Source organism: Paenibacillus aurantiacus (genome assembly GCF_042431225.1).
Lineage (GTDB): Bacteria > Bacillota > Bacilli > Paenibacillales > Paenibacillaceae > Paenibacillus_Z > Paenibacillus_Z aurantiacus.
In genome coordinates this window covers 175702-200686 of sequence record NZ_JBHMDO010000048.1, presented here as the reverse complement: position 1 = coordinate 200686, position 24985 = coordinate 175702, and the positions used below count along the sequence as shown (strand labels likewise).

Annotated in this window: 22 protein-coding genes; 21 read left to right on the top strand and 1 reads right to left on the bottom strand. The window is 57.6% G+C overall.

What is annotated here, in order from left to right; all coding sequences use genetic code 11:
- Positions 1–92: 92 nt before the first annotated feature.
- From ACFFSY_RS31945 to ACFFSY_RS31925, 5 genes are all read left to right on the top strand, one after another.
- Entirely contained in the window at positions 93–590 is a 498-nt protein-coding gene (locus tag ACFFSY_RS31945) for a YlbF/YmcA family competence regulator (protein ID WP_377502152.1), read from the top strand.
- Positions 591–614: 24 nt separating this feature from the next.
- Complete coding sequence (locus ACFFSY_RS31940) at positions 615–881, top strand: YlbG family protein (RefSeq protein ID WP_377501921.1); 267 nt, start codon at positions 615–617, stop codon at positions 879–881.
- A 196-nt stretch (positions 882–1077) separates the two neighbouring features.
- A complete protein-coding gene (locus ACFFSY_RS31935; RefSeq protein ID WP_377501918.1) occupies positions 1078–1515 on the top strand; it encodes a hypothetical protein in 438 nt (145 codons plus the stop codon).
- A 94-nt stretch (positions 1516–1609) separates the two neighbouring features.
- Positions 1610–2521: a selenium metabolism-associated LysR family transcriptional regulator gene (locus ACFFSY_RS31930; protein WP_377501915.1), complete on the top strand. Its 912-nt coding sequence runs from the start codon at positions 1610–1612 to the stop codon at positions 2519–2521.
- On the top strand, positions 2512–3363 hold the full coding sequence (locus ACFFSY_RS31925) for a PHP domain-containing protein (protein WP_377501913.1): 852 nt from the start codon (positions 2512–2514) through the stop codon (positions 3361–3363). The genes ACFFSY_RS31930 and ACFFSY_RS31925 overlap by 10 nt, the downstream gene beginning before the upstream one ends.
- 80 nt (positions 3364–3443) lie before the next feature.
- Here the strand turns inward: ACFFSY_RS31925 and ACFFSY_RS31920 are convergent, their stop codons facing one another.
- On the bottom strand, positions 3444–5246 hold the full coding sequence (locus ACFFSY_RS31920; protein ID WP_377501911.1) for an Rqc2 family fibronectin-binding protein: 1803 nt from the start codon (positions 5244–5246) through the stop codon (positions 3444–3446).
- Between the two features lie 157 nt (positions 5247–5403).
- On the opposite strand from ACFFSY_RS31920, the gene ACFFSY_RS31915 reads away from it, so the two are divergent.
- The 16 genes from ACFFSY_RS31915 (at position 5404) to rpe (ending at position 24978) form a co-directional block, all read left to right on the top strand.
- Positions 5404–8208: a calcium-translocating P-type ATPase, SERCA-type gene (locus ACFFSY_RS31915; RefSeq protein WP_377501909.1), complete on the top strand. Its 2805-nt coding sequence runs from the start codon at positions 5404–5406 to the stop codon at positions 8206–8208.
- A gap of 171 nt (positions 8209–8379) precedes the next feature.
- Positions 8380–9216 (top strand): diaminopimelate epimerase, encoded by an 837-nt coding sequence (dapF, locus tag ACFFSY_RS31910; RefSeq protein WP_377501907.1) that lies wholly within the window; start codon positions 8380–8382, stop codon positions 9214–9216.
- A gap of 23 nt (positions 9217–9239) precedes the next feature.
- Positions 9240–11090, top strand: a complete 1851-nt coding sequence (locus ACFFSY_RS31905) for a bifunctional homocysteine S-methyltransferase/methylenetetrahydrofolate reductase (protein ID WP_377501905.1) — start codon at positions 9240–9242, stop codon at positions 11088–11090.
- Positions 11091–11399: 309 nt separating this feature from the next.
- Positions 11400–11660: an extracellular matrix/biofilm regulator RemA gene (gene remA, locus ACFFSY_RS31900; protein WP_020615370.1), complete on the top strand. Its 261-nt coding sequence runs from the start codon at positions 11400–11402 to the stop codon at positions 11658–11660.
- Between the two features lie 14 nt (positions 11661–11674).
- Positions 11675–12292 (top strand): guanylate kinase, encoded by a 618-nt coding sequence (gene gmk, locus ACFFSY_RS31895; protein WP_377501902.1) that lies wholly within the window; start codon positions 11675–11677, stop codon positions 12290–12292.
- Positions 12293–12305: 13 nt separating this feature from the next.
- On the top strand, positions 12306–12515 hold the full coding sequence (gene rpoZ / locus ACFFSY_RS31890) for a DNA-directed RNA polymerase subunit omega (protein ID WP_377501900.1): 210 nt from the start codon (positions 12306–12308) through the stop codon (positions 12513–12515).
- A 115-nt stretch (positions 12516–12630) separates the two neighbouring features.
- Positions 12631–13845 carry a bifunctional phosphopantothenoylcysteine decarboxylase/phosphopantothenate--cysteine ligase CoaBC gene (gene coaBC, locus ACFFSY_RS31885; protein WP_377501898.1) on the top strand — a complete coding sequence of 405 codons (1215 nt, stop codon included), beginning with the start codon at positions 12631–12633 and terminating at the stop codon, positions 13843–13845.
- Positions 13842–16334: a primosomal protein N' gene (gene priA / locus ACFFSY_RS31880; RefSeq protein WP_377501896.1), complete on the top strand. Its 2493-nt coding sequence runs from the start codon at positions 13842–13844 to the stop codon at positions 16332–16334. The genes coaBC and priA overlap by 4 nt, the downstream gene beginning before the upstream one ends.
- Positions 16335–16376: 42 nt before the next feature.
- Positions 16377–16862, top strand: a complete 486-nt coding sequence (gene def, locus ACFFSY_RS31875) for a peptide deformylase (RefSeq protein WP_377501894.1) — start codon at positions 16377–16379, stop codon at positions 16860–16862.
- Between the two features lie 4 nt (positions 16863–16866).
- Positions 16867–17811, top strand: coding sequence for a methionyl-tRNA formyltransferase (gene fmt / locus ACFFSY_RS31870; protein WP_377501893.1), 945 nt, complete (start codon positions 16867–16869; stop codon positions 17809–17811).
- Entirely contained in the window at positions 17808–19307 is a 1500-nt protein-coding gene (gene rsmB, locus ACFFSY_RS31865) for a 16S rRNA (cytosine(967)-C(5))-methyltransferase RsmB (protein WP_377501891.1), read from the top strand. The genes fmt and rsmB overlap by 4 nt, the downstream gene beginning before the upstream one ends.
- Before the next feature lie 130 nt (positions 19308–19437).
- Positions 19438–20484, top strand: coding sequence for a dual-specificity RNA methyltransferase RlmN (gene rlmN / locus ACFFSY_RS31860; RefSeq protein ID WP_377501890.1), 1047 nt, complete (start codon positions 19438–19440; stop codon positions 20482–20484).
- 7 nt (positions 20485–20491) lie between these two features.
- Positions 20492–21250: a Stp1/IreP family PP2C-type Ser/Thr phosphatase gene (locus ACFFSY_RS31855; RefSeq protein WP_377501888.1), complete on the top strand. Its 759-nt coding sequence runs from the start codon at positions 20492–20494 to the stop codon at positions 21248–21250.
- Between the two features lie 5 nt (positions 21251–21255).
- Positions 21256–23412, top strand: a complete 2157-nt coding sequence (gene pknB / locus ACFFSY_RS31850) for a Stk1 family PASTA domain-containing Ser/Thr kinase (protein ID WP_377501886.1) — start codon at positions 21256–21258, stop codon at positions 23410–23412.
- A complete protein-coding gene (gene rsgA / locus ACFFSY_RS31845) occupies positions 23393–24331 on the top strand; it encodes a ribosome small subunit-dependent GTPase A (RefSeq protein WP_377501884.1) in 939 nt (312 codons plus the stop codon). The genes pknB and rsgA overlap by 20 nt, the downstream gene beginning before the upstream one ends.
- Before the next feature lie 2 nt (positions 24332–24333).
- Positions 24334–24978 carry a ribulose-phosphate 3-epimerase gene (gene rpe / locus ACFFSY_RS31840; protein WP_377501882.1) on the top strand — a complete coding sequence of 215 codons (645 nt, stop codon included), beginning with the start codon at positions 24334–24336 and terminating at the stop codon, positions 24976–24978.
- The last annotated feature ends 7 nt before the right edge of the window (positions 24979–24985 follow it).

Sequence of the window (24985 nt, the reverse complement as noted above, 5' to 3'; positions counted from 1 at the left end):
TCGTATTGTAAACGTACGATAACGTTCGGTTGCCCCGGACTATAGTCGAATCCGGAGGCAGCGAGGAAGGGAGTGGACGGGACGTGCAAGCAATGTCAACGGATGAGCAAACGCAACTGGCATGGAGCGAGCCATTCTACGATGCCGGTTCCCGCGTTGAAGCATACGACATGGGACGCATGATGCTCGATGCTTATGAGCTTGGCGATATGATTAACCAATCGGCCGAAATGGCTGAATATTTATATTGGAAAACCTTGGTTGAGAAGGACGAGACCATCCAGCGCGAGACGAAGCGATTCGCAAAAGCGAAGGAAGCCTTTGAAGAGACGGAGCGATTCGGCCGGTTTCATCCGGATTATCACGCCGCGAAAGACAAGGTCAAAGCGATTCAGCGTGAGCTGGACGCTATACCGAGCGTGAGTCGCTTCAAGGCTGCTGAGCAAGCATTGGACGAGCTGCTGCACGAAGTGGCTGCGCAGTTGGCCGGCTCGATCTCGGATACGATCAAAGTTCCAGGCAACGAGAAGGCAGGCGGCGGTTGCGGCAGCGGCGGATCTTGCAGCTGCGGCTCGGGAGGCTGCGGTTAAGACGGGTAACATGGGGGGAAGAGAATGCAGTTTTCAGAGCGAGTCGGTTATATCGTATGGGTCAGCGATTTGAAAGCTGCTCGTACACTTGAGAAATATGGAAGCGTCCATTATATGTCCCGTAAGATGCATTATGTGGTCATGTATATGAACGCTGACCGCGCGGAAGAAACTGTCCGCAACATGCAGCGCTTATCATTCGTTAGAAGAATTGAGCGTTCTTATCGCAATGAGATCAAGACCGAATACACGCAAGGCGTTCCGGACAAGACCCGGTTTTACAGCCTGTAAGTCCGATAGCAGCCTATAAGATAGACTTCCGCTGCCCTCGTATGGACGCGGAAGTTTATTTTTCCTTCCTGTTCCATATTATTACAATATTGGTTTAACTTTATTTTTGAGTTGAAATCTTGGACAGGCATGTTAAAATGAAAACGTGTATAAATATAGATAATAAGGCCTGCTTCTTAAGGAGGGGTGGATCGCGATGAAAGATAAGATGACGGAAAGATGGAGCACGTACGAACCTTTTCACGTCGTTCTCGGCGACAAGAAAGTTGCAGATATTGTCATCACGAACCATGCCAAGAGCCGTTGGGCCGACCGTGTTGAAAGCGAGAAGACGGGATTCGAGGATATTGCCGGCTTTCTGTGGCAATGCCTGAAACAAGGTAGAATTGAGCCGTATTACCGGAACGAGCAGGACGTATATTTGATTGATGATGACCTGGTGTTCGTCGCGGAATTCACCACGTTGGAGAAGGAAACGGACATTGCCGGCAACCCGCTGCACAAGATGATCATCGTGACGTTTCTTGGACGCATGTCCGAGACGATTGAACTGCGGGATCTCAAATCCTATTACTCGTGGCTTCGCCATTCTAGAAGAATGACACTGATCAAGAATAGCCGAAAACGGAAATAACGGACAAGCATGCGTTCAATTCATGGCGCATGCTTTTTTACTTTCCGGTCAACCTGTATAATAGAGGGCAATGATAGGAAGGAAGGTAGCATCGATGGCCCTTAATTTTCACCAGCTGCATATCTTTTACACCGTCGCCGAGCGGGGGAGCTTCTCCGCGGCCGCGCAGGCGCTGCACATGACCCAGCCGGCCGTTACGATGCAGGTCCAATCGCTGGAAGACTATTTCGGCACGAAGCTGCTGCAACGATCAACCAAACGGATCGATCTGACGGAAGCCGGACGGGCGCTGATGCCCTTCGCGCTAAGAAGCATCGAGCTGATCCGGGAGACTGACGCGCATATGTCCAAATTCACCAAACAGCTGAAAGGCCGGCTCCAGCTTGGGTCCAGTCTGACTATCGGCGAATATATCCTTCCGCGGCTGCTCGGCCCCTTCGGTCAAGAATATCCGCATATTGCCATCAGTATGAAAATCATGAATACTTCTCAAATTATGGATGACATCTTGGGGCATCAGCTTAATTTCGGAATCGTCGAAGCGCCTGTCCATCATCCGGATATTCACACAGAAGCAGTCATGAGCGACGAGCTGCTTCTTGTCGTCGATAAATCGCATCCGTTGGCGCAAGCCGACGAGGTGTCGATCACCGACGTGATCGCGTATCCGTTCGTACTGCGCGAACAGGGCTCGGGCACGCGACTGGTCATGGAGGAACAGATGCGCAGCCACGATATCGATCCGTCGAAATTGAAGATCGTCATGGAGCTTGGCAGCACCGGGGCGGTCAAGTCGGCCGTCGAAGCGGGGCTTGGCATATCCTTCCTGTCGGCCTCTTCGGTCAAGCACGAGGTCGCGCTTGGGCTGATCCGGACGATTCCGCTCACAGATATTCAGTTCAAGCGGCAGTTCTATTCGATCTACTTGAAGTCGGCGCTGCTTCCGATTTCGGCCGTAACGTTTTTGACTTTTTTGAGGGAGAGGGATCTGAAGCAATGGCTGTGAAATTGGCGGATCTGCATACGCATACGACCGCATCGGACGGCCTGCAGCGCCCTGCGGATAACGTGCGGATGGCAAAAGCCGCAGGGCTCGCGGCTATCGGCATATCGGACCATGATACGGTAGATGGCATCGAAGAGGCGATGAACGAAGGGGAGCGGCTCGGCATCTCAGTAGTCCCGGGGGTCGAGATTAGCACGTTCGCCGAAGGCTGCGACATCCATATTCTCGGCTACTATACGGATTGGCGCAGCGATCGTTGGCAGGATAAGCTCAGGACCCTTCTGAACGGGCGCAATCGCCGCAACGAGTTGATTCTGGAGAAGCTGGACAAGCTTGGCATTCCGATAACGATGCCGGAAGTGCTCGCTGAAGCGCGCCGCACGGGAAAGGACGGCGGAACGATCGGACGGCCGCATATTGCCGCCGTGCTGCTGGCCCGAGGCGTGGTTGGTTCGATGCAGGAGGCATTCGATATTTATTTGGGGTCCGGCGGGAAAGCATACGCGAGCGCACCTCGCTTGTCGCCATTCGAAGCGCTGGAATGGATCCGGGAGGCTGGCGGCACGAGCGTGATCGCGCATCCAGGCATCTATGGGAACGACGATCTCGTCCAAGCGATTGTTCGCGCTGGAGCGGAAGGGATCGAAGTTTATCATTCCGACCATACCCTAACTGACGAGTTGAAGTACGGCGAGCTTGCGCGGCAGCACGGGCTTATCGTCACCGGCGGCTCCGACTTCCACGGCGTTCGCGAGGGCGAAGACGTCTTCCACGGCCCGATCGGCTACCGAACGGTTGATGCAGCCGTGCTGAAGCAGCTCAACCCAGCTTGGCGAATTTAGGCATTAACGAAATAAGGCTTCCACGTCCCGGATAAGGGATGCGGAAGCCTTATTTCATATCTAAGCGAAGCGTCGATCGATTACTTAATTACAGACGGCCAGGACTTGATCCGCTGCTCATCCGGTGTGATGAACAACGTTTTTTGATGATCGTAGATGACGAAACCGGGCTTAGCGCCGCTTGGTTTCTTGACATAACGAATGAGCGTGTAGTCGACCGGGACGAGAGATGAGGAACGGGCTTGGCTGTAATGCGCGGCGAGCATGGCCGCTTCTTCAAGCGTCGCGTTCCCGAATTCGGCAGCGCGGATGACGACGTGCGAACCCGGAATGTCTTTGGTATGCAACCACGTTTCGTTCGGACCAGCCGTCTTATTGGTCAAGAAGTCGTTCTGCGTGTTGTTCTTGCCGACGTAGATCGGGATGCCCTCGCTCGATGTATAACAAAGCAGGGAGGGCTTGGCGTTCTTGCGTTTCTTGGCGCCGCGTTTGGCACGGTCGCGCAGATAGCCTTGCTCGACTAGCTCTTCGCGAATTTCGTCGATGTCCGCGAGCGATGCGCTCTCCAGCTGCTGAAGCAGAGCGTCGAGGTAGACGATCTCCTCGCGGGCTTGCTCCATTTGGATCGCGACGGCTTCCAAGGAATTTTTGTGTTTCGTATACCGCTTAAAGTAGCGCTGGGCGTTCTCCGAGGGCGTAAGCTGCGGATCGAGCACGATCGTGACGGTCTTCTGCTCCTCGTCGTAATAATTGATGACGTCGACCGAAGCATCGCCGCGCTGGTATTGATGCATATAGGTGGTCAGCAATTCGCCGAGAATCCGGTATTTGTCCGCCCCGCTCGCCTCTTCCAACGTTTCTTGCAGCTTCTCGATCTTCTTGGCGTTCTTGTTCCGCTCATTCTGCAGGAAGCGGATCAAATCGGAGACCCGCTGCTTTACGGTGTCCCGCTCCGCTTTGTCCCCGTAGTAAGCTTCCAGGCAAATGCTGATCGAATCGAACGACTGCGCGGTCCCGGAGGATAGATGCGTTAGCCGCGCGACAGAGAAGGCGGATTTGCGCGGTTGACCGCTCATGCCAGGCTCCACAATGTTCGGCTCGTACCGATGAGCGGCGAATTCGGACATCATCGCAAGGAAAGCTAGTCCGACAGGCTTGACGTTCGCCTCTCCAAAGTCGTCCGGCCGGACGTCCGCCCCGGCGCGGTGAACGATCTCTCTTGCGAGCAACGGGCTCAGCCCGCTGAACGCCGCTACCAGCAGCTGCTCCACAGTTGCAGGCGGTTTCGGTGCATCTTCTTCGTCCTCTGTCGCTGCGAGCGGCTTCTGCAGCGCCTTGAGGAAGGACGATTCGTCTAATGCCGCGAACGGATCAGTCTTCCCTTGCTCCGGCGGGGCCGTATAGGCCGCTCCCGGCATGACAATCCGGTAACTGGAGATAGCCGGGGTGACATGATGGATGCCGTCGTGGATCGTGCCCGTCGCATGGTCGAGCAGGATGATATTGCTGTGACGGCCCATCAGCTCGACGACGATCGTCTTGAGGGCGATATCTCCAAGTTCGTCGCGCTGGCGAACCCGGATATGAATGACACGCTCGGTGCCGACCTGCAGCACTTCTTCGATCTGGCCGCCTTCGCAATGCTTGCGCAGCAGCATGCAGAACATGGGCGCTTCCAGCGGGTTCATGAACGACTGGTTCGTCCAATGCATGCGCGGGTAGGTCGGGTTGGCCGAGATCAGCAGTTTCCCGGGCGTTTGTCCGCCTCGGATTTGAAACACGAGATCGTGCTCGGTCGGTTGATGTATTTTATGAATGCGCGTGCCGACGAGCGTTTGCAGCTCGTGTACGACGGCACGGGTTACGATTCCGTCTAGTGCCATGGCGATTGAATTCTCCTTTAACCATATGTCATCTCTCTATCATGCCATAGATGAACCAAAAACTTAAGGCCAAGCTGGGATATTTTCCGGGTTGTCCGAATAGATTTAGGCATGAAGGCTGTCCTAGCGGCGGCAAGTAACGGGAGGGAGACGCGGCATGGAACAACGGAAGTGGCATCAAATGGGGACAGAAGAGCTTGCGCAGTCGCTGCGAGCTTCGCTGGACTCCGGGCTTTCGCAGGCCGAAGCGGCGGAGCGGCTTGTCAGCGGCGGGCGTAACGAGCTTTCTGAAGGGAAGAAGGTTTCGCCGGTAGCATTGTTTTTCAATCAGTTCAAGGATTTCATGGTGCTGGTGCTGCTCGGCGCCACGCTGGTGTCCGGCTTGCTTGGCGAATATTTGGACGCCATCACGATCGTAGCGATCATTGTCATTAACGCGATTCTCGGTTTTGTTCAGGAGTTTCGCGCCGAGAAGTCGCTCCGTGCGCTCAAGGAGCTGTCCGCGCCAGCAGCCAAAGTGCTTCGCGATGGCGTCGTAAAGGCAATACCGGCGAGCGAGCTCGTGCCGGGCGATATCGTCTTGCTTGAGAGCGGAGACCGCATCCCCGCCGACCTGCGCTTGATCGAGACAAGCAGCTGCTATGCAGAAGAATCCGCACTCACTGGTGAATCCGTGCCTGTAGGGAAACACTGCCAGCCGATCTCCGCCGAAGACATCCCGCTTGGCGATCAGAAGAACACGGGCTTCATGGGAACGATGATCACGAGAGGCTCTGCTAAAGGGATCGTCATCCGGACCGGCATGGCCACGGAAATGGGCAAAATCGCGGAGCTCATCCAGCAGACTGAAACGATGGATACCCCGCTGCAGCACCGTTTGGAGCAGCTAGGCAAGATTCTTATCGTCGTCGCCCTCGGGTTGACGGTGATGGTCGTCGTGGCGGGCATCCTGCATGGACAGCCGCCTTACGAGATGTTCCTGGCGGGCGTAAGCCTTGCCGTCGCCGCAATACCGGAAGGCTTGCCGGCGATCGTGACGATCGCGCTGGCGCTCGGCGTGCAGCGGATGATCAAGCGTCGGGCGATCGTGCGCAAGCTGCCGTCCGTCGAGACGCTCGGCTGCGCATCGGTCATTTGTTCGGATAAGACGGGCACGCTGACGCAAAACAAAATGACGGTCACCAGGATATGGATCGGCGGCAGAGAGTTGGACGTGACGGGCGAGGGCTACGAGCCGCAAGGGGCGGTATTCGAAGCAGGCAAGCCGGTCGATGTGAAGCAGGACCAGTCGCTCCGACGTCTGCTCCAGGTCGCGGCCTTGTGCAACAACGCTCAACTGATTCAGAGCGAGCCGGAAGGCGAGAGTAAACGCGGCAAGAAAGGCCAGCCTGTGGTGCAAGCCGAAGAATGGACGCTGAAAGGCGATCCGACAGAAGGCGCGCTGACCGTGCTGGCGGCGAAGCTAGGCGTGTCGGCCAAGTCGCTCGAGAGCCTGTACAAGCGCGAGAAGGAGTTCTCCTTCGATTCCGAGCGCAAACGGATGTCGGTCCTCGTCACCCATCAAGGCGGGCGTCTGGTTTGCACGAAGGGCGCGCCGGACGTGTTGATGGAACAGTGCAGCTATGTGCTGTGGGATGGCAAAGTCGTCCCGTTCACGCCCACGCTGAAGCAGAAAGTGAACGCCGCAGGCGAAGCCATGGCGCAGCAGGCGCTTCGCGTGCTCGGATTCGCCTACCGGGATTTGCGTCAAACCGACCGCTACGAGTCGGAAGATGATGTTGAGTGCCAGCTGATATTCGTCGGATTGACGGGCATGATCGATCCGCCGCGCAAAGAGGTCCGGGATTCGATCGCGACCTGCCGCAGAGCCGGCATCAAGACGGTCATGATCACGGGCGATCACCAGCTGACGGCTGAAGCGATCGCAGGGCAGCTCGGCATTATTCCTCGCGGCGGCCTGACGCTCAGCGGCCAGCAGCTTGCGGCGATGGACGAAGAGAAGCTTGATAGCGTTGTGGACAACGTCTACGTTTATGCGCGCGTATCACCGGAGCATAAACTGCGCATCGTCAAGGCATTGCAGCGCAAGGGGCATGTTGTGGCCATGACCGGGGACGGCGTCAATGACGCCCCGGCGATCAAGGCTGCCGATATCGGCATCGCGATGGGCATTACCGGCACGGATGTCTCGAAGGAAGCGTCATCGCTCGTGCTGAGCGACGACAATTTCGCGACGATCGTCTCCGCGATCGAAGAAGGACGCGGCATCTACGAGAATATCCGCAAATTCATCCGCTATTTGCTCGCTTCCAATGTTGGCGAAATTCTGACGATGTTTTTGGCCATGATGGCCGGACTCCCGCTTCCTCTCGTGCCGATCCAAATTCTGTGGGTCAATCTCGTCACGGACGGGCTGCCTGCGATGGCGCTCGGCGTCGATCAGGCGGAGAAGGATCTCATGCAGCACAAGCCGCGCTCGGCCAAGGAGAATATATTCGCCAGAAGGCTTGGATGGAAGATTATCAGCCGCGGCATTCTCATCGGCGTCTGCACGCTCGGCGCGTTCTGGCTGACGCTGCGCGAAGATCCGGGCAATCCGGCGAAGCTTGTGGAGGCGCAGACCGTCGCGTTCGCAACGCTCGTCATGGCGCAGCTGATTCACGTATTCGATTGCAGAAGCTCGCGTTCGATTTTCCACCGCAACATTTTCCAGAACAAATATCTCGTGCTGGCCGTGCTGTCGTCCCTGCTGCTCATGATCGGCGTGCTGTACATCGAGCCGCTCCAACCGATCTTCAAGACCGTGCCGATCGGATTCCGCGAATGGTGCCTCGTCCTGGTCGCCGCCGGTATCCCGACGTTCCTCATGGGCATCGGCAGCGTGCTGGGCACAACCGAGAAGAAGAAAAAGAACAACCGCAACCACAACCGGCCGCTGGCGCCTTCGAAGCCGGCCGCCTAAGTTTTAAGTCAGCCGTCCCGTCCGCGGGGCGGCTATTCCTATGTCGGCCACGAGTCGGCCGTGGTAACAAAATGCAAATAATGTGCCAATTTATGAATAGCGTTTCGACTTTCTTTGCGATATGCTATTAGCAAATTAACGCGACCGCCCATGTCTGAAGGAGTGCAAACAATGGACTTTACGAAGATGAATGGACTCGGCAACGATTTTATCGTCATTGCGGGCGAAACCGAGCTTCCCGATAACGCGGCCGCGCTGGCCGAAGAACTGTGCAACCGCTATTTCGGAATCGGGGCGGACGGCCTGGTGTACGTGCTGCCTTCCGAGTCCGCCGATTTCCGGATGCGGATTATCAATTCCGACGGGAGCGAGGCGGAGCAGTGCGGCAACGCGATTCGCTGCTTGGCCAAATACGTGTACGATAACGGACTGACGAATAAAGACGAAATTACGGTCGAAACGCTGGGCGCCGGCGTACAGAAGGTGCAGTTGACGGTGGAGAACGGCAAGGCTGTCCAAGTCCGCGTCGACATGGGACAGCCTATCCTCGACGGATTGCGGATTCCGACCACGGTCGATGCCAACCCGGTGCTGGGCCAGGCGATCGAAGTCGACGGCCGCGAGTTTCGCTTCACCGCCGTATCGATGGGCAACCCCCATTGCGTGATCTACGTCGACGACGCGCTGACGTTCGATTTGGCGACATGGGGGCCGAAGCTCGAGACGCACCCGATGTTCCCGCGCAAAATCAACGTCGAGTTCACGACGGTGCGCTCGCGCGACTACGCGGACATGCGCGTCTGGGAACGCGGCGCAGGTCCGACGCTTGCCTGCGGTACGGGTGCTTGCGCTACGCTTGTCGCTTCGGTGCTCAACGGCTATACGGATCGCAAAGCGGTTATTTCGCTGAAAGGCGGCGACCTGCTGATCGAGTGGAACGAAGAGGATAACCACGTCTATATGACGGGACCGGCGTCCGAGGTGTACCGCGGCACGCTGTCGAGATAAAGATATAAAGGAGCAGCGCGATTATGAGACCCGATTTGCGCGAGGCGCTGAGCGCCCGCATTTTGACCGGGGACGGCGCTATGGGAACCTACCTGTACGGGATGGGGTTCCCTATCGGCGTTTCTTACGAGGAATTCAATGTACTCAAACCGGGCGTCATCGAAGAGGTGCACCGGAAGTATTACGAGGCCGGCGCGAGGGTGATCGAGACGAATACGTTCTCCGCGAACTTCGAGTCGCTCTCGAAGTACGGGCTGGATGGCGAAGTCGAAGCGATCAACCGGGCAGGCGCGAAGGTAGCGCGTGCGGCTGTTGGCGCTGATGCTTATGTCGTCGGTGCTGTCGGCGCAATCCGGGCGGGCAAGAGACGGAACATTAGCGCTGAACAGTTGAACCGTTATTTCGCGCAGCAGATGGCGGCGCTTCTGGACGGCGGCGTCGACGGTCTTCTGCTGGAGACGTTTTACGATTTGGACGAGACGCTTCTTGCGCTTCGCGCCGCCCGCAAGCTGACGGACTTGCCGGTCATTTGCCAGTTCGCCGTGGAGAAGGACGCGGTAACGCAAGATGGCGTTCCGCTGGCCGCGGCGTTCGAGCAGCTGAAGGACGAAGGGGCGGACGTCGTCGGGTTTAACTGCCGGAGCGGGCCGAACGGCATTCTGCGCGCGATCGACGCAATCGGCGCCGATGCGCCACTGCCGCTCTCGGTATTCCCGAACGCGGGTATCCCGGATTACGTGGACGGCAAATATACGTACACCGCGACGCCGGACTATTTCGCGCAGAGCGCGCTGAAATTCGCCGATCGGGGCGCGCGCATTCTCGGCGGATGCTGCGGCACGACGCCTGAACATATCGCCGCGATTGCCGCCGCACTGGAAGGCTATCAGCCTCAACCGTACGAGAGGGAAGAAGCTGCCGCTCCTCGGAAGCGGGAGCAGTTCGAAGTAATATCGCAGCCGGCTAGCGCCGAGCCGAAACAACCGAACATCGTGGAGCTGGTCAAGGAACGCCACACCGTCATCGTCGAGCTGGATCCGCCACGGGATCTGGATATCGGCAAGTTCATGCTCGGGGCCGAGGCGCTCCACAAGGCGAAGGTGGACGCCGTGACCATGGCGGACAATTCGCTCGCGGTGACGCGGATGAGCAACATGGCGCTTGCGGCGCTCGTTCAGCAGCGGATCGGCATTCGGCCGCTCATTCATCTCGCCGCCCGCGACCGGAATCTGATCGGAACGCAATCGCATCTTATGGGATTGGACGCGCTGGGCATCGATCATGTGCTTGCCGTCACGGGCGATCCCGCCCGGTTCGGCGATCTGCCGGATTCCAGCTCGGTGTACGACATGACTTCCTTCGAGATGATTCGCATGACGAAACAGCTGAACGAGGGCGTGGCGTTCTCCGGCAAACCGCTGAAGCAAAAGGCGAACTTCGTCGTAGGCGCGGCGTTTAATCCGAATGTGAAGCATTTGGACAAGGCCGTCGCGCGGCTGGAGAAGAAGATCGAATCTGGCGCCGATTACATCATGACGCAGCCCGTCTACGACACAGGGTTGATCGCGCGGATTGCAGAGGCTACCAAGCATCTGAGCGTGCCGGTCTTCATCGGCATCATGCCGCTGGCAAGCGGCCGCAACGCGGAATATTTGCACAACGAAGTTCCTGGCATACAGCTGTCCGACGAGGTTCGGGCGCGCATGGCGGGATTGGAGGGCGAAGCGGGGCGCGCGATGGGCGTACAGATCGCGAAGGAGCTGCTGGATGAGGCAATCGAGCATTTCAACGGGATCTATATTATGACGCCGTTCATGTTCTATGACATGAGCGTGCAGCTGACATCGTATATATGGGAGAGAACGGGCCGCTAATCGCGCGAGCTCGTTTTTTCTCCTTCATACGCTTTTACACTTGTTCAACATCCGAAAATGAATTATGATAGAGCAATGAATGCACTCGCTTCCGGGGGATAGCTATGCCCTGGACAGGCAAACGGTCCGTTTGCGGGCTGCGCCATAAGCCGGAAGGTCGAACGTATGCTCCGGACTTTTTTCGTCAAGAATAGTGCAATGGTTCTGCTTTTTCTATCATATGGCAGATTCGCCGCGGCTCATTCTTGCGTATCTTTATTATTTCTTTGCAGCCAATATGCTGGAGGAAGACCGGAGGGGGAACCTGACATGGCGATTAAATTGATCAACATCGGCTTCGGGAACATCGTGTCCGCCAACCGTATCATTTCGATAGTGAGTCCGGAATCGGCGCCGATCAAGCGTATCATTCAAGAGGCGCGCGACCGCCACATGCTGATTGACGCAACTTACGGCCGCCGTACGCGGGCGGTTATCATTACAGATAGCGATCATGTCATCTTATCCGCTGTACAGCCGGAGACGGTTGCGCATCGGTTGTCCACCAAGGACGACGATCACGACGAATAGCGACGGGGAGTATTATGAATAAGGGATTGTTAATCGTATTATCCGGCCCATCCGGGGTCGGCAAAGGAACCGTATGTTCCGTTCTGCGCCAAAAGCAAAGCGATCTGGTGTATTCCGTGTCCGCTACGACGCGCTCTCCGCGGCAAGGGGAAATCGACGGCATCAATTATTTTTTCAAGACGCGGGAGCAATTCCAGGATATGATCGCCCGTGACGCGCTGCTCGAACATGCCGAATACGTCGGCAACTTCTACGGCACGCCTCGCGATTTCGTCGATCGCACGTTAGCCACCGGCAAAGATGTCATCTTGGAGATCGAGGTGCAAGGCGCGCTTAAGGTGAAAGAGAAGTTCCCGGAAGGCGTATTTATCTTCCTGCTTCCTCCATCGCTCGACGAACTCAAGCAGCGGATCGTTGGCCGCGGCACCGAGAACGCCGAGGTAATCGATCATCGGATGACGGTCGCCGAGCAAGAGATGAGTTTGATTCGTTATTATGATTACGCGGTCGTCAACGATGAGATTGACGCTGCTTGTCATCGTATACAGAGTATCATTACGGCGGAGCATTGCCGGAAGGACCGGTTCTTGGCCGGGCTCGAGGAGATGCAGACAACGTCCGAGAAAGCATGAATGAGGTGAAGTAATGCTATATCCGTCCATTGACGAATTGATGAAGAAAGTCGATAGCAAATATTCCTTGGTCGTGGCGGCCTCCCGCCGCGCGCGCATGCTGCGCGACGGCGTCAAGTCCGAACTTCGCGGAGCTCGCTCCCACAAGCAAGTCGGCGTAGCCCTTGAAGAGATTTACAGCGATCACGTGCAAGTGGAGAACGTCCCGGAGAAAGAAGAGTAAAAGCTGGATATGTGCAAGACCAATAACAACCCGCCGCGGTTGTTATTTTTTTGAATTCTAAGCATTTATCAGCTCATCGGCAGATTCATCTCCAAACGGAAGGGGACGAAATGTGATGTTAAGGGGAAAAACGATAGTACTTGGCATTTCGGGCGGCATCGCCGCATACAAAGCAGCATCGATATGCAGCAAGCTCGTACAAGCCGGCGCGCACGTGCGCGTGATTATGACGGAATCGGCGACGAAGTTTATTACGCCGCTCACGCTTCAGACCTTATCGCGCCATCCGGTCTATCTCGATACGTTCGACGAATTCGAGCCGGAGGTGGTCTCGCATATCCACTTGGCGGACAGCGCTGATTTGGTGGTCATCGCACCGGCGACCGCGAATATTTTGGCCAAGCTGGCAGCTGGACTCGCGGATGATATGCTAAGCACGACGCTGCTCGCGACGACGGCTCCGATTCTGGCGGCGCCTGCCATGAATGTACATATGTATGCGCATCCTGCGGTAGAGCGCAATATGGAAGTGCTAGCCGAGCGGGGGGTGCGGTTCATCGAGCCGGGAACGGGGCAGCTGGCGTGCGGATACGTCGGCAAAGGCCGATTGGCCGAACCGGAAGATATCGTGCATGCGGTGGAGACTTGGTTCAGTCGTAAGCCGAGGCTTGCCGGTAAGCGCGTCCTCGTCACGGCCGGCGGCACAATCGAGCGGCTGGATCCGGTTCGTTATTTGACGAACGACTCGTCCGGCAAAATGGGATTCGCCATCGCGGAAGCCGCCCGGGCGGAAGGCGCGGATGTTACGCTCATCGCCGGACGGACGACCGCGGAGTTGAAGGATAACGGCATTCGGCTCGTTCGGGTTGAGTCGGCCGAGGATATGCTGCGCGAAGTAACGGCCCGCTATCCGGATGCGGATATCGTAGTGAAAGCGGCTGCGGTAGCGGATTATCGTCCAGTTCACCGATCTGAATCGAAGATCAAGAAGAAAGGCGAGCAGTTGACGTTGGAGTTAGAGCGCACGACGGATATTCTCGCCACGCTGGGAGCGCAGAAGAACGGACAATTTTTGGTCGGATTCGCGGCAGAGACGGACAATGTCGCGCATTATGCGATGGACAAGCTGAAGCGCAAGCGGTTGGATTTGATCGTGGCGAATGACGTGACGCAAGAGGGCGCAGGGTTTAACGTCGATACGAACGTCGTGGCCATCTACGGCCCGGAAGGGCTCGTCGATCAACTGCCCGTATCCGCCAAACGTGCGGTTGCCGAGCGGATCATCGACCATATCGTAGCACGGACAGGCGGCAAGGGGGAACAGGCATGATTGCCAGGGTCATCGTCGATGTGCCAAGCCGGCAGACCGACAGGCCTTTCGACTATGAGGTGCCAGGCGAGCTGGCAGGCTGGATCGAGCCGGGGAGCCGGGTTGGCGTGCCGTTCGGCGGCCGCGTCGTCCAAGGTTTCGTGATTGCGATCGCGGATAACGCGGATGTAGACCGCTCCAAGCTGAAGCCTATCGCCGAATTGCTGGATCATCTGCCGCCGCTGTCGCCCGACTTAATCGAGCTAGGGCATTGGATTAGCGAGAAATATTGCTGTCCGCTGACCGTCGCGCTGCAAGCGATGATCCCATCCGCCCTCAAAGGCAAAGCGGAATCGTTCGTGGCGATCGCGCAAGATCAGGCGAGCGACGCGTTGTTCGAGCCGGACTGGATGATGTTCATTCGGCAGCAGGGCGGAGAAGTGAAGCTAGCGTCGCTGCAAGCGAAATACCCGGATGCGGCCCGCGACGTGAAAGCCGCGATTACACTGGGCGATTTGACTGAACGGGCGGCGATTCGCGACCGGTTGTCGGTGCGCAAAGTGTTGACCGTATTTCCGCCTGCCGACCGGGAATCGGCGGAGCTCGCGCTAACGGCCATCCCAGCCCGCGCGGCCAAACAGCGCGAAGTGCTTCGATTTATGATCGGGCAGGAAGACCCGATTCAGCTGCAAGTGCTTCTCGAGACGCTGTCGACGACCTCTTCCACCGTGCGAGCGCTGGAGGAGAAGGGGTTGCTCGTCATCCGGGAGGTCGAGCTAGACCGCGATCCTTACGCCGGGCGCGCATTTCGCCGAACCGAGCCGCTCCCGCTGATGGAAGGTCAGCAGCAGGTGTACGATCAGATTGCCGACGCGCTGGATGCTGGCGAGTCTCAAGTGTTTCTGCTTCACGGTGTGACAGGGAGCGGGAAGACCGAGGTCTATTTGCAAGCGATCGAGCATTGTCTGAATTTAGGCAGGCAGGCGATCGTGCTCGTACCGGAAATTTCGCTTACCCCCCAGATGGTCGAACGGTTCAAAGGTCGTTTCGGTCATGAAGTCGCCGTGCTGCACAGCCGGCTGTCAGGCGGGGAACGCTATGACGAATGGCGTAAAATCCGGGAGAAGCGAGCCAAAGTTGCGGTAGGCGCGCGTTCTGCGATCTTCGCGCCTTTCGAACGGCTTGGCTTGATTATTATCGATGAAGAGCACGAATCTTCCTATAAACAGGAGGAAAGTCCGAAGTACCATGCGAGGGACGTTGCGGTAAGGCGCGCCAAGCAGCATGGCGCTGCCGTCGTGCTCGGTTCGGCGACGCCGTCGCTCGAGAGCTACACCGCGGCAGCCATGACGCCTGCATCGGGCAACCCGGGCAGAGGAGCGGCATTGCTGCCGATGCCCGAACGCGTGGGCGGCAAGCCGATGCCGCCGGTGACGATCGTCGATATGCGGGAGGAGCTTCGCGGCGGTAATCGCGCGATGTTCAGCCGTCCGCTCTACGAAGGATTGAAGAAGCGATTGGAGCGGGGCGAACAGTCGGTTCTGCTGTTGAACCGCAGAGGGTATTCCACCTTCGTTATGTGCCGGGCCTGCGGGTATACCGCGCAATGCCCTCACTGCGATATCGCGCTTACGTATCATCAGAAGTCGCGAGTGCTGCGGTGTCATTACTGCGGGCACGCCGAAGGTTCGCCTTCCGCATGCCCAAGCTGCGAGAGCGAGCATATCCGTTTCTTCGGGACGGGCACGCAGCGTGTGGAGGAAGAACTGGCGAAGCTGTTTCCGGGTATCCGCGTCATTCGGATGGACGTAGACACGACAACCGAGAAAGGGTCGCACGAGAAGTGGCTGACGATGTTCGGTGAACGCAAAGCCGACGTGCTGCTCGGTACGCAGATGGTCGCCAAAGGGCTCGATTTTCCGTACGTGACGCTAGTTGGCGTCATCGCCGCCGACACATCGCTTCATTTGCCGGACTTCCGTGCCGCGGAGAAGACATTCCAGCTTCTTACCCAAGTCGCCGGACGCGCAGGACGCCATCAATTGCCGGGCGAAGTGATTATCCAGACCTACAATCCCGAACATTATGCGATTACGACCGCTCAACATCACGACTACGACGCATTCGTCAAAGAAGAGCTCGGTCACCGGCGCCAGATGGCGTATCCGCCTTATTGCCGTCTCATTCTGATTACGCTGTCGCACGAGCAGCTGCCGCAGGTCATCAACGCGGGCGACAAGCTGGCGGCGCTGCTGCGGCATTCCGCCGACGAGGCCGGCATGCATGGCGCAGGGCTGCATGGAGGTAATCGATTCATCGAAGTTCTTGGCCCGGTTGCGTCGTCGATCCCGCGGATCAAAGATCGCTATCGGTTTCAATGTATGGTAAAATATCGTGGAAATGTCGATGCTGTCGGCATTGTGAGAGAGGCGGTCGCGGCCGTTGCGCGCCCGCAGGATAAGGCTGGCGTCCAAATTAGCGTCGACGTCGATCCGCAAGTCATTTTATAAATCGGCGATAGACGCGTTTTCATATTCAGGAGGGAACAACAGATGGCTATTCGTATTATTGTGAAAGATCCCGATCCGGTTCTTCGCGAACGCGCGATCGAAGTAACGAAATTCAACGCTAATTTGCATAAACTGCTCGACGATATGGCGCAAACGATGTATGACGCGGAAGGCGTAGGCTTGGCCGCCCCGCAAGTGGGCATCTCCAAACGCGTGATCGTGGTCGACGTCGGGGATGAGAAGGGACTGATCGAGATGGTCAACCCCGAGATCGTTGAACGCAGCGGAGAACAGCTCGGACCGGAAGGCTGCTTGAGCATCCCGAACTTGAACGGCGAAGTAAGAAGATCGCAGCGCATCAAGTTGAAAGGCCAAGACCGCAACGGCAACCCGTTCGAGCTCGTGGCCGATGATTACCTCGCTCGCGCGTTCCAACATGAGGTCGATCATCTGAACGGCGTGCTGTTCACGGATATCGCGGACTCGATCTACGACATTTCGCAGCGTACGCGCGGACGCGGAGAGTGATCTCATGCGCATCGTATTCATGGGCACGCCGGATTTCGCCGTGCCGTCACTGGAAGCGCTGATCGCGGCAGGCCACGAGATCGTGGCCGTCGTGACGCAGCCTGATCGTCCGAAAGGACGCAAGAAGACGCTGACGCCGCCTCCGGTCAAGGAAGCGGCGCTTCTGCGCGGACTAACCGTGCATCAGCCGGAGCGCCTTCGCGGCTCGGAGACGGCAGAGGAGATCGCTCGTCTGCAGCCGGATCTGATCGTAACGGCGGCCTTCGGACAAATCTTGCCGAAAGCGGTACTGGACGTTCCGCGCCTGGGCTGCATTAACGTGCATGGATCCTTGCTGCCGAAATACCGGGGAGGTGCCCCGATTCAACGCTCGATCATGAACGGCGAGCCGGTGACCGGCGTGACGATCATGTACATGGCCGAAGGCTTGGATACCGGCGATATGATCAGCAAGGTAGAGCTTCCGATTACGGATGAGGACGACGCGGGGACAATCTTCAGCCAATTAAGCGTACTTGGCGCCGATCTGCTCATGCGCACCCTGCCGGCGATCGAGGCGGGCGAAGCGCAAGCGGAGAAGCAGAACGACGCCGAGGCGACCTATGCGCCGAACTTGAAGCGGGAAGACGAGCGAATCGACTGGAACCGCAGCGCACGGGAAATATTCAATCAGGTGAGAGGCTTGTCCCCGATGGCAGGCGCATTCACCTTGCTGGAAGGCGAGACGTTCAAAGTATGGACGTGCCAGCCGCACCCGGCAGCGAGCGGCCATGCCGCACCGGGTACGGTCATTGCAGCGGACGAGCAAGGGATCAAAGTCGCGACGGGTGACGGCGTACTGCTGTTGACCACCATTCAGCCGGCAGGCAAGAAGGCGATGGCGGCTTCCGAGTGGCTGAAGGGCGCGAAACTTGCGCAGGGCACGGCATTCGGCGGTGACCAAGCATGAGCGGCAATCAACAAGGCAGCGGCAACCGAACGGGGAGCGCGAAGGCGGGCCGACAAGCGAATAGACCGTCAGCTGCGGCACGCAAGACGCACGGCAATGCGGTCAAAAACGCGCCGCAAGCGAAACCAAAGCGGCAGCTATCTTCGCGGGAAGTCGCGCTGGATACGCTTGTCCGCGTGGCCGAGTCGGGCGCTTACAGCAATTTGCAGCTGAATCGTGCTCTGCTGGAGGCGGGATTGTCCCGGCCGGACGCGGGTCTTGCGACGGAGCTCGTATACGGCACGATCCAGCGTCAACGGACGTTGGACGACGTGCTGATGCGGCTGGTGTCCAAAGGATGGAGCAAACTCGCGCCATGGGTGCTTCAATTGCTCCGGATGAGCGCCTATCAAATTTGCTATCTCGACCGGGTCCCTCCTCATGCTGCCGTTAATGAAGCGGTGACGATCGCCAAGCGACGCGGACACGCCGGCATCTCCGGCATGGTCAACGGGGTGCTGCGCAACTTGCTTCGCCGCAAGGACGAGCTCATGCAGCAAGTTGCCTCGGGTGATACCGCGGCGGATATCGGCATTCGCCAATCGTATCCGGATTGGATCGTCCAACGTTGGATCGACGTCTACGGGGCGGAGGTCGCCGAGTCCATCTGCGCAGCCGGCAACGAGCCGCCCCATGCGAGCATTCGTGTGAACACCGTCAAAGGGACACGAGATGAGTCCTTGCGAATCTTGGCCGAGCAAGGCTTCGAAGCCGAGCCGTCCAAGCTTGCCCCGGCGGGGATCGTCGTCCGTGGTGGAGGCAATCTTGCGCGGACGGACGGATACGCGGCGGGATTGTGGTCGATGCAGGACGAAAGCTCCATGCTTGTAGCCGAGGTTTGCGAGCCGCAGCCGAGAAGTCGCGTGATCGACTGCTGCGCCGCGCCGGGCGGCAAGACGACGCACTTGGCGGAACTTATGGGCGATCAGGGCGATGTCGTCGCCAACGATGTGCATGAGCATAAACGGCAGTTGATCGGAGAACAAGCCAGCCGGTTGGGCCTTCAATCGGTGCAGCCGGTGACGGGGGACGCCGGACAGCTAGCGGAGCGTTACGAGCCGGCTTCGTTCGACACGGTACTGTTGGACGCTCCTTGCTCGGGTCTGGGCGTTATACGGCGCAAACCCGAGATCAAGTGGACCAAATCGCCGGGCGACGTCGGTGAGATAGCCGGCGTGCAGCGGCGTTTGCTGCGCGAGGCTGCCAAGCTGGTCAAGTCCGGAGGCACGCTCGTCTATAGCACGTGCACGATCGCCCGGCAAGAGAACGAGGACCAGGTGGCTGCTTTTTTGGCGGAGCAGCCCGATTTCGAGCTTGATCCGCAGTGGCCGCCTGGCATCGTGACCGCCTTGCGCGAGGCTGGCGCCATTGGCGACGCGTTCCGCGGCGAGCTTCAACTGCTGCCCCAGCATTTTGGCAGCGACGGCTTTTACATCGCCAAGCTGAAGCGCAAGTAAAACGATAACCAGTCCACGCAGCGCCCGTGCCGGCTTTGTAGCCTGGTCATGGGCGTTTGTGGTAATATAGAACGATAGCGGCCGCGGGCCATGCGGCCATTAAAAAAGTAAAGAAACAGGTGTGAATTCGATGAAACCATTCATCTACGACTATACGCTCGAGCAACTCCAGGATTGGATGAAAGAAAACGGCGAGCCTACCTTCCGCGGCGGTCAGCTGTTCGACTGGCTGTATGTGAAACGCGTCACCAACTTCGAGGAGATGACGAACCTCCCGAAGCCGCTGCGCGAGAAGCTCAATGACCAATTCCAATTCGTCACGCTTAGTGAAATCACGCGCTTCGAATCGAAAGACGGCACGGTCAAGTTTCTGTTCGGCTTGCACGACAACCACGCGATCGAGACGGTTATCATGCGTCACAGCTACGGCAATAGCATCTGCGTCACGACGCAGGTCGGCTGCCGGATCGGCTGCACGTTCTGCGCCTCCACGCTCGGCGGGTTGAAGCGCAACTTGACCGCCGGCGAGATTACCGCGCAGGTCGTCGTGGCGCAGCAGATGCTTGACGCGACGAACGAGCGCGTCTCCAGCATTGTTATCATGGGCTCCGGCGAACCGTTCGAGAATTACGACGCGACCATGACGTTCTTGCGGACGATGATCCATGAGAAGGGATTGAACATCGGGCAGCGTCATATCACCGTATCCACGAGCGGCATCGTGCCAAGCATGTATAAATTCGCGGAGGAGAATACGCAGATCAACCTGGCGATTTCCATTCATGCGCCGAACGATGCGCTTCGCTCGAAGCTGATGCCGGTTAACCGCCGCTTCCCGTTCGAGGAAGTCATTGAAGCCTGCCGTTATTATCTTGCGAAGACTGGTCGCCGCATTACGTTCGAATACGCGCTGATCGGCGGCGTGAACGACCAGAACGAGCATGCGGAAGAGCTAGCCAGCGTATTGAAGGACATGTTGTGCCACGTGAACTTGATTCCGGTTAACCACGTACCGGAACGCCGGTACGTCCGGACACCTCGCGACCAAATTTTCGAATTCCAACGCATTCTGGAACGCAACAACATAAATGCAACAATCCGCAGAGAACAAGGACATGATATCGCGGCAGCGTGCGGACAGCTTCGGGCCAAACATATGGAGTCTACGACGGGGTGATTGTTGAATGAAAATCGCGTTTCGCAGCGATATCGGGCGAATCCGACTTGTGAACGAAGACCGCGCATGGGCGCAAAATCAAGATAACGGCTGTGCCGTCGCCATCGTGGCGGACGGCATGGGCGGTCATTTGGCTGGCGAAGTCGCCAGCCAATTGGCCGTGGATACGTTTCGCGAATCGCTAAATGGCAAGGAACTGACGGCGCTGAGTCTTGAAGAGCGGCGGTCATTGGTGCACAGCGCCATTTTGCAAGCGAACGAAGTCGTATACGATATGGCGTCGCGCAACGACCAGTATCACAATATGGGGACGACTGTTGTGGCGGTAATTGCGGGACAAGAGAGCGGTGTAATCGGACATATTGGCGATAGCCGCGTATACATATGGAGTAAGGGAAGTTTCGAACAGTTGACCGAGGATCACACGCTAGTTAACGAATTGGCCAAGCATGGACAGATTAGCCAGGAAGAGGCTGCGAATCATCCGCGCCGCAATGTGCTGACCAGAGCGCTTGGAACGGACGAGCAGGTCGAGGTGGACCTGATCGGCTTCGATTGGGCGCCTGACGACTTGCTGTTGCTGTGCAGCGACGGGCTAAGCACGATGGTATCGGATGATGAGATGAGCGCGGTGCTGGAGCGTGACGAGCGCGATTTGGAAGCGAAAGCCGAGCAGCTCGTCGAATTAGCGCTTCAAGCCGGCGGGGATGACAATATTACGGTCGTCCTGCTGCACCATGCGGGTAACACGGAGCAAGAGGGGTGAGCGACATGATTGGACACGAATTGGGCGGACGCTATGAAATCATCACCCGCATCGGCGGCGGTGGCATGGCGCTCGTCTACAAAGCCCACGACATTTTGCTAAACCGCAAGGTGGCTGTTAAAGTGCTTCGCCAGCAATATACGCACGACGAGGAATTTATTCGCCGGTTCCGGCGCGAAGCACAGTCTGCGGCAGCCTTATCGCACCCGAATGTCGTCAGCATCTACGATGTTGGGGAAGAGGGCGACACGCAATATATCGTCATGGAATATATCGAAGGCCATAATCTCAATGAAATTATTCAAGAACGTGCGCCCCTTCAGGTGGAGGAGGCGGTGCATATCGCCGTTCAAATTTGCGATGCGCTCGAGCACGCTCATCATAATCAAATCATTCACCGCGATATCAAGCCGCACAATATTTTGATCGGCAAGAATGGTCGTGTGAAGGTAACCGATTTCGGGATCGCCAGAGCGGTAACCTCCTCGACCATTACGCAGACGGGATCGGTGCTGGGCTCCGTGCATTACTTCTCTCCCGAGCATGCGAAAGGCGTAAGCACGGGCGAGAAGTCCGATCTCTACTCGTTAGGGATCGTGCTCTATCAGACCCTGACCGGCAAGCTTCCCTTTTTGGGCGAAAGCCCGATCAGCGTAGCGCTCAAGCATCTGCAAGAAACGTTCGAGGAACCGCGCGTGGTCAATCCGTACATCCCGCAAAGCGTCGAGAACATCATCTTGAAGGCGATGCGCAAAAATCCGGCCGATCGTTATTCCAGCGCGACCGAGATGCTGCGGGATCTGGAGACATGCTTAAAGCCGGAGCGTCTCAACGAGCCCAAAATCTCGTTCGCGAGCGATCATGCGGCTGATTTCGAAGAGACGCGGGTGATGCCGGCCATTCGCGGCAGCATTGCGGGCGACACCATTGGCGCGGCGCCTGCCGCTGGGCGTGACCAGGCACAAGAGGAGAAGTCCGACCGGTGGAACGGCAAAGGGCTTCAAGATCCGCCCAAACGCAAGTGGGTCAAGCCTTTGATCGTGGTGCTGTCAACCTTGATTATAATCGGACTCGTCTATTGGGGAGCCAGTACCGTGCTCAGCTGGTTCGAGATCGAAGAAGTCGACGTTCCGTACGTCGTCGGCAAGGACGAGACCGCGGCTATCAAAGAGATCGAAGGGCTAGGTCTGAAGGTCAAAGACCCGATCATTTACAAGGTGGATCAAGAGGTACCGAAAGGCCAGGTATACAACCAGTCGCCGACCAATCAGCGGGTGAAAGTCGGTTCGCTTATCGTGCTATACGTTAGCAACGGGCCGGAATTGGAGAAAATGAACGACTTCAAGGGCAGGACGTTCGAAGAGGCCAAGACGGCGCTTACCGACCTCGGAGTATCCGACACGCGAATCACTTCCGTCCCAGAGTTCAGTGACGAACCGGCCGGGACGATCTTAGAGCAGACGCCGGCGCCGAACACAGACTTCGATCCGAACAAGGAGACGTTCCGTTTTGTCGTCAGCAAGGGGCAAGAAACGTTCCCGATGCCGAATTTGATCGGTTACACGGAGTCGGAGGCCATCAAGGAGCTGCAGGCCAAAGGGCTTGTCGTCGATGCGGCGAACACGGTACGGAAGCCGAGCTACGGCGAGAAGGGCAAAGTCATCGAACAGTATCCGTATAATCCGAAAGATCCGGTCGCGAAAGGCGCAAAGGTCATCTTGACGATCAGCGACGGGCTGCCGGAAGAAGCGATCGAATATCCATTTAACATTCAAATCTCGCCTGCGGTAGCGGGCAAGTCCAGCAAAATCCGCATCGTCTACACCGATGCGCGCGGCGAAGATCAAGAATGGGGTCAGAAGACGATCCGCGAAACGGTGAACTTCCAGGTTAAGGTCGTCCTTGGACCGAATACCGAAGCGATCGTTAAGATTTACCGCGATAACGAGTTTGCCGATTCGTTCTCGAAGACGTACGACGATGCGAAGAACGGGACGGATTCATCGCCGGAGACGGTTCCGGGAACGGACCCGCCGTCGGAAGAACCGGCGGACAATCCGGACGGGCAGCCAAATTCGGGCAACGGGCAGAGCACGGAAGAACAGCAGGCAGAAGGCACGGCAAACGACAACGGGGGCGCGAATGCAGGAGAACAACCATAACGACACGGTCGGCCGAATCGTCAAAGCACTTAGCGGTTTTTATTACGTCGTTCCGGAAGGACAAGAGACGAATGCTTCGTTTACGCCGATTCAGTGCAGGGCGAGAGGCATCTTCAAGAAACGCGGGGAATCGCCGCTTGTTGGAGACCGCGTACGCTACGGCGTAACGGAGAACGGGGAGGGGACCGTAGACGCGATCCTCCCTCGCAGCTCGGAGCTAATCCGGCCGCCGGTCGCCAACATCGATCTGGCCGTACTGGTCTTCTCCGTTACGGAGCCGACGCTTAATCTTCAACTGCTGGATAAATTCCTCGTCCATATTGAACACGCCGGCATACCGACCGTTCTCTGTCTGAGCAAATCGGATCTCGCGGATGAAGGACCGGATTCGGCCGAAGCGCAAGTAGCCATGGACGCGGTTAAGCGGATCTACGAACCGCTCGGATATGCCGTGTTTACGACGAGCTCGCGCCAAAGCGGGGGGATCGAGTCGCTTCGAGCGAGACTTCAAGGGCATCTGGCGGTATTCGCCGGCCAGTCGGGCGTGGGTAAATCTTCCTTGCTTAATGCGTTAGTGCCTGGCCTTGAACTGGAGACGAGCGCCATCAGCAACCGGCTGGGCCGCGGCAAACACACGACCCGTCACGTCGAATTAATCCAGGTCGGCGGGGGGTTCGTGGCTGATACGCCGGGATTCAGCCAGCTTGATTTCGTTGAACTCGGGATCGAAGAGTTGGGCAGCTGTTTCAGGGAAATGCGGGAGCTGGCTGGCAGCTGCAAATTCCGGGGTTGCACGCATCTTCACGAGCCGGAATGCGCGGTTCTGGAGGCGCTGGCAGAAGGGAATATCGAACCAACCCGTTATGAGCACTACAAGCTGTTCATGGCGGAGATGAAAGAGAAAAAGCGGAGGTACTGATTATGTCGATCATCGCACCATCTATTCTTTCGGCAGACTTTGCCGCATTAGCTGACGATATCCGGGATGTAGAGCGCGCGGGGGCCGACTGGATCCATATTGATGTGATGGACGGCCATTTCGTCCCGAACTTAACGTTCGGTCCGCTCATCGTGGAAGCTGTTCGTTCGGCCACGAAGCTGCCATTCGACGTTCATCTGATGATTGAGAAGCCGGAGCAATATATTCCGGCGTTCATCAAAGCCGGCGCGGATCGCATTACGATTCATGCTGAAGCATGCGTGCATTTGCACAGGGTCGTTCATCTCATCAAGGAAGCGGGCTTGCCAGCAGGCGTCGCACTGAATCCGGCTACGCCGATCTCGGTGCTCGAGCATGTGCTGGACGATCTGGATTTGGTGCTAATCATGACCGTGAACCCGGGCTTCGGCGGACAGAAGTTCATCCCTGGCTCCATTCAGAAGCTTCAAGCGCTTCGAAGCCTACTGGAGCAGCGCGGCTTGAACGGCATGCATGTGCAGGTCGACGGGGGCATCAACGCCGTAACGGCGCCTCTCGTGCGCGAAGCGGGCGCGAACGTCCTCGTGGCGGGCAACGCGATCTTCACCGAGCAGGATCGGGCAGCCGCCATTACGGCGCTCCGCTAGGATCGTC

Excerpts from the sequence above, each read along its gene's own strand:
- ACFFSY_RS31945 (WP_377502152.1), top strand. The coding sequence starts at position 93 with ATGTCAACGGATGAGCAAACGCAACTGGCATGGAGCGAGCCATTCTAC.
- ACFFSY_RS31940 (WP_377501921.1), top strand. The coding sequence starts at position 615 with ATGCAGTTTTCAGAGCGAGTCGGTTATATCGTATGGGTCAGCGATTTG.
- ACFFSY_RS31935 (WP_377501918.1), top strand. The coding sequence starts at position 1,078 with ATGAAAGATAAGATGACGGAAAGATGGAGCACGTACGAACCTTTTCAC.
- ACFFSY_RS31930 (WP_377501915.1), top strand. The coding sequence starts at position 1,610 with ATGGCCCTTAATTTTCACCAGCTGCATATCTTTTACACCGTCGCCGAG.
- ACFFSY_RS31925 (WP_377501913.1), top strand. The coding sequence starts at position 2,512 with ATGGCTGTGAAATTGGCGGATCTGCATACGCATACGACCGCATCGGAC.
- ACFFSY_RS31920 (WP_377501911.1), bottom strand. The coding sequence starts at position 5,246 with ATGGCACTAGACGGAATCGTAACCCGTGCCGTCGTACACGAGCTGCAA.
- ACFFSY_RS31915 (WP_377501909.1), top strand. The coding sequence starts at position 5,404 with ATGGAACAACGGAAGTGGCATCAAATGGGGACAGAAGAGCTTGCGCAG.
- dapF (WP_377501907.1), top strand. The coding sequence starts at position 8,380 with ATGGACTTTACGAAGATGAATGGACTCGGCAACGATTTTATCGTCATT.
- ACFFSY_RS31905 (WP_377501905.1), top strand. The coding sequence starts at position 9,240 with ATGAGACCCGATTTGCGCGAGGCGCTGAGCGCCCGCATTTTGACCGGG.
- remA (WP_020615370.1), top strand. The coding sequence starts at position 11,400 with ATGGCGATTAAATTGATCAACATCGGCTTCGGGAACATCGTGTCCGCC.
- gmk (WP_377501902.1), top strand. The coding sequence starts at position 11,675 with ATGAATAAGGGATTGTTAATCGTATTATCCGGCCCATCCGGGGTCGGC.
- rpoZ (WP_377501900.1), top strand. The coding sequence starts at position 12,306 with ATGCTATATCCGTCCATTGACGAATTGATGAAGAAAGTCGATAGCAAA.
- coaBC (WP_377501898.1), top strand. The coding sequence starts at position 12,631 with ATGTTAAGGGGAAAAACGATAGTACTTGGCATTTCGGGCGGCATCGCC.
- priA (WP_377501896.1), top strand. The coding sequence starts at position 13,842 with ATGATTGCCAGGGTCATCGTCGATGTGCCAAGCCGGCAGACCGACAGG.
- def (WP_377501894.1), top strand. The coding sequence starts at position 16,377 with ATGGCTATTCGTATTATTGTGAAAGATCCCGATCCGGTTCTTCGCGAA.
- fmt (WP_377501893.1), top strand. The coding sequence starts at position 16,867 with ATGCGCATCGTATTCATGGGCACGCCGGATTTCGCCGTGCCGTCACTG.
- rsmB (WP_377501891.1), top strand. The coding sequence starts at position 17,808 with ATGAGCGGCAATCAACAAGGCAGCGGCAACCGAACGGGGAGCGCGAAG.
- rlmN (WP_377501890.1), top strand. The coding sequence starts at position 19,438 with ATGAAACCATTCATCTACGACTATACGCTCGAGCAACTCCAGGATTGG.
- ACFFSY_RS31855 (WP_377501888.1), top strand. The coding sequence starts at position 20,492 with ATGAAAATCGCGTTTCGCAGCGATATCGGGCGAATCCGACTTGTGAAC.
- pknB (WP_377501886.1), top strand. The coding sequence starts at position 21,256 with ATGATTGGACACGAATTGGGCGGACGCTATGAAATCATCACCCGCATC.
- rsgA (WP_377501884.1), top strand. The coding sequence starts at position 23,393 with ATGCAGGAGAACAACCATAACGACACGGTCGGCCGAATCGTCAAAGCA.
- rpe (WP_377501882.1), top strand. The coding sequence starts at position 24,334 with ATGTCGATCATCGCACCATCTATTCTTTCGGCAGACTTTGCCGCATTA.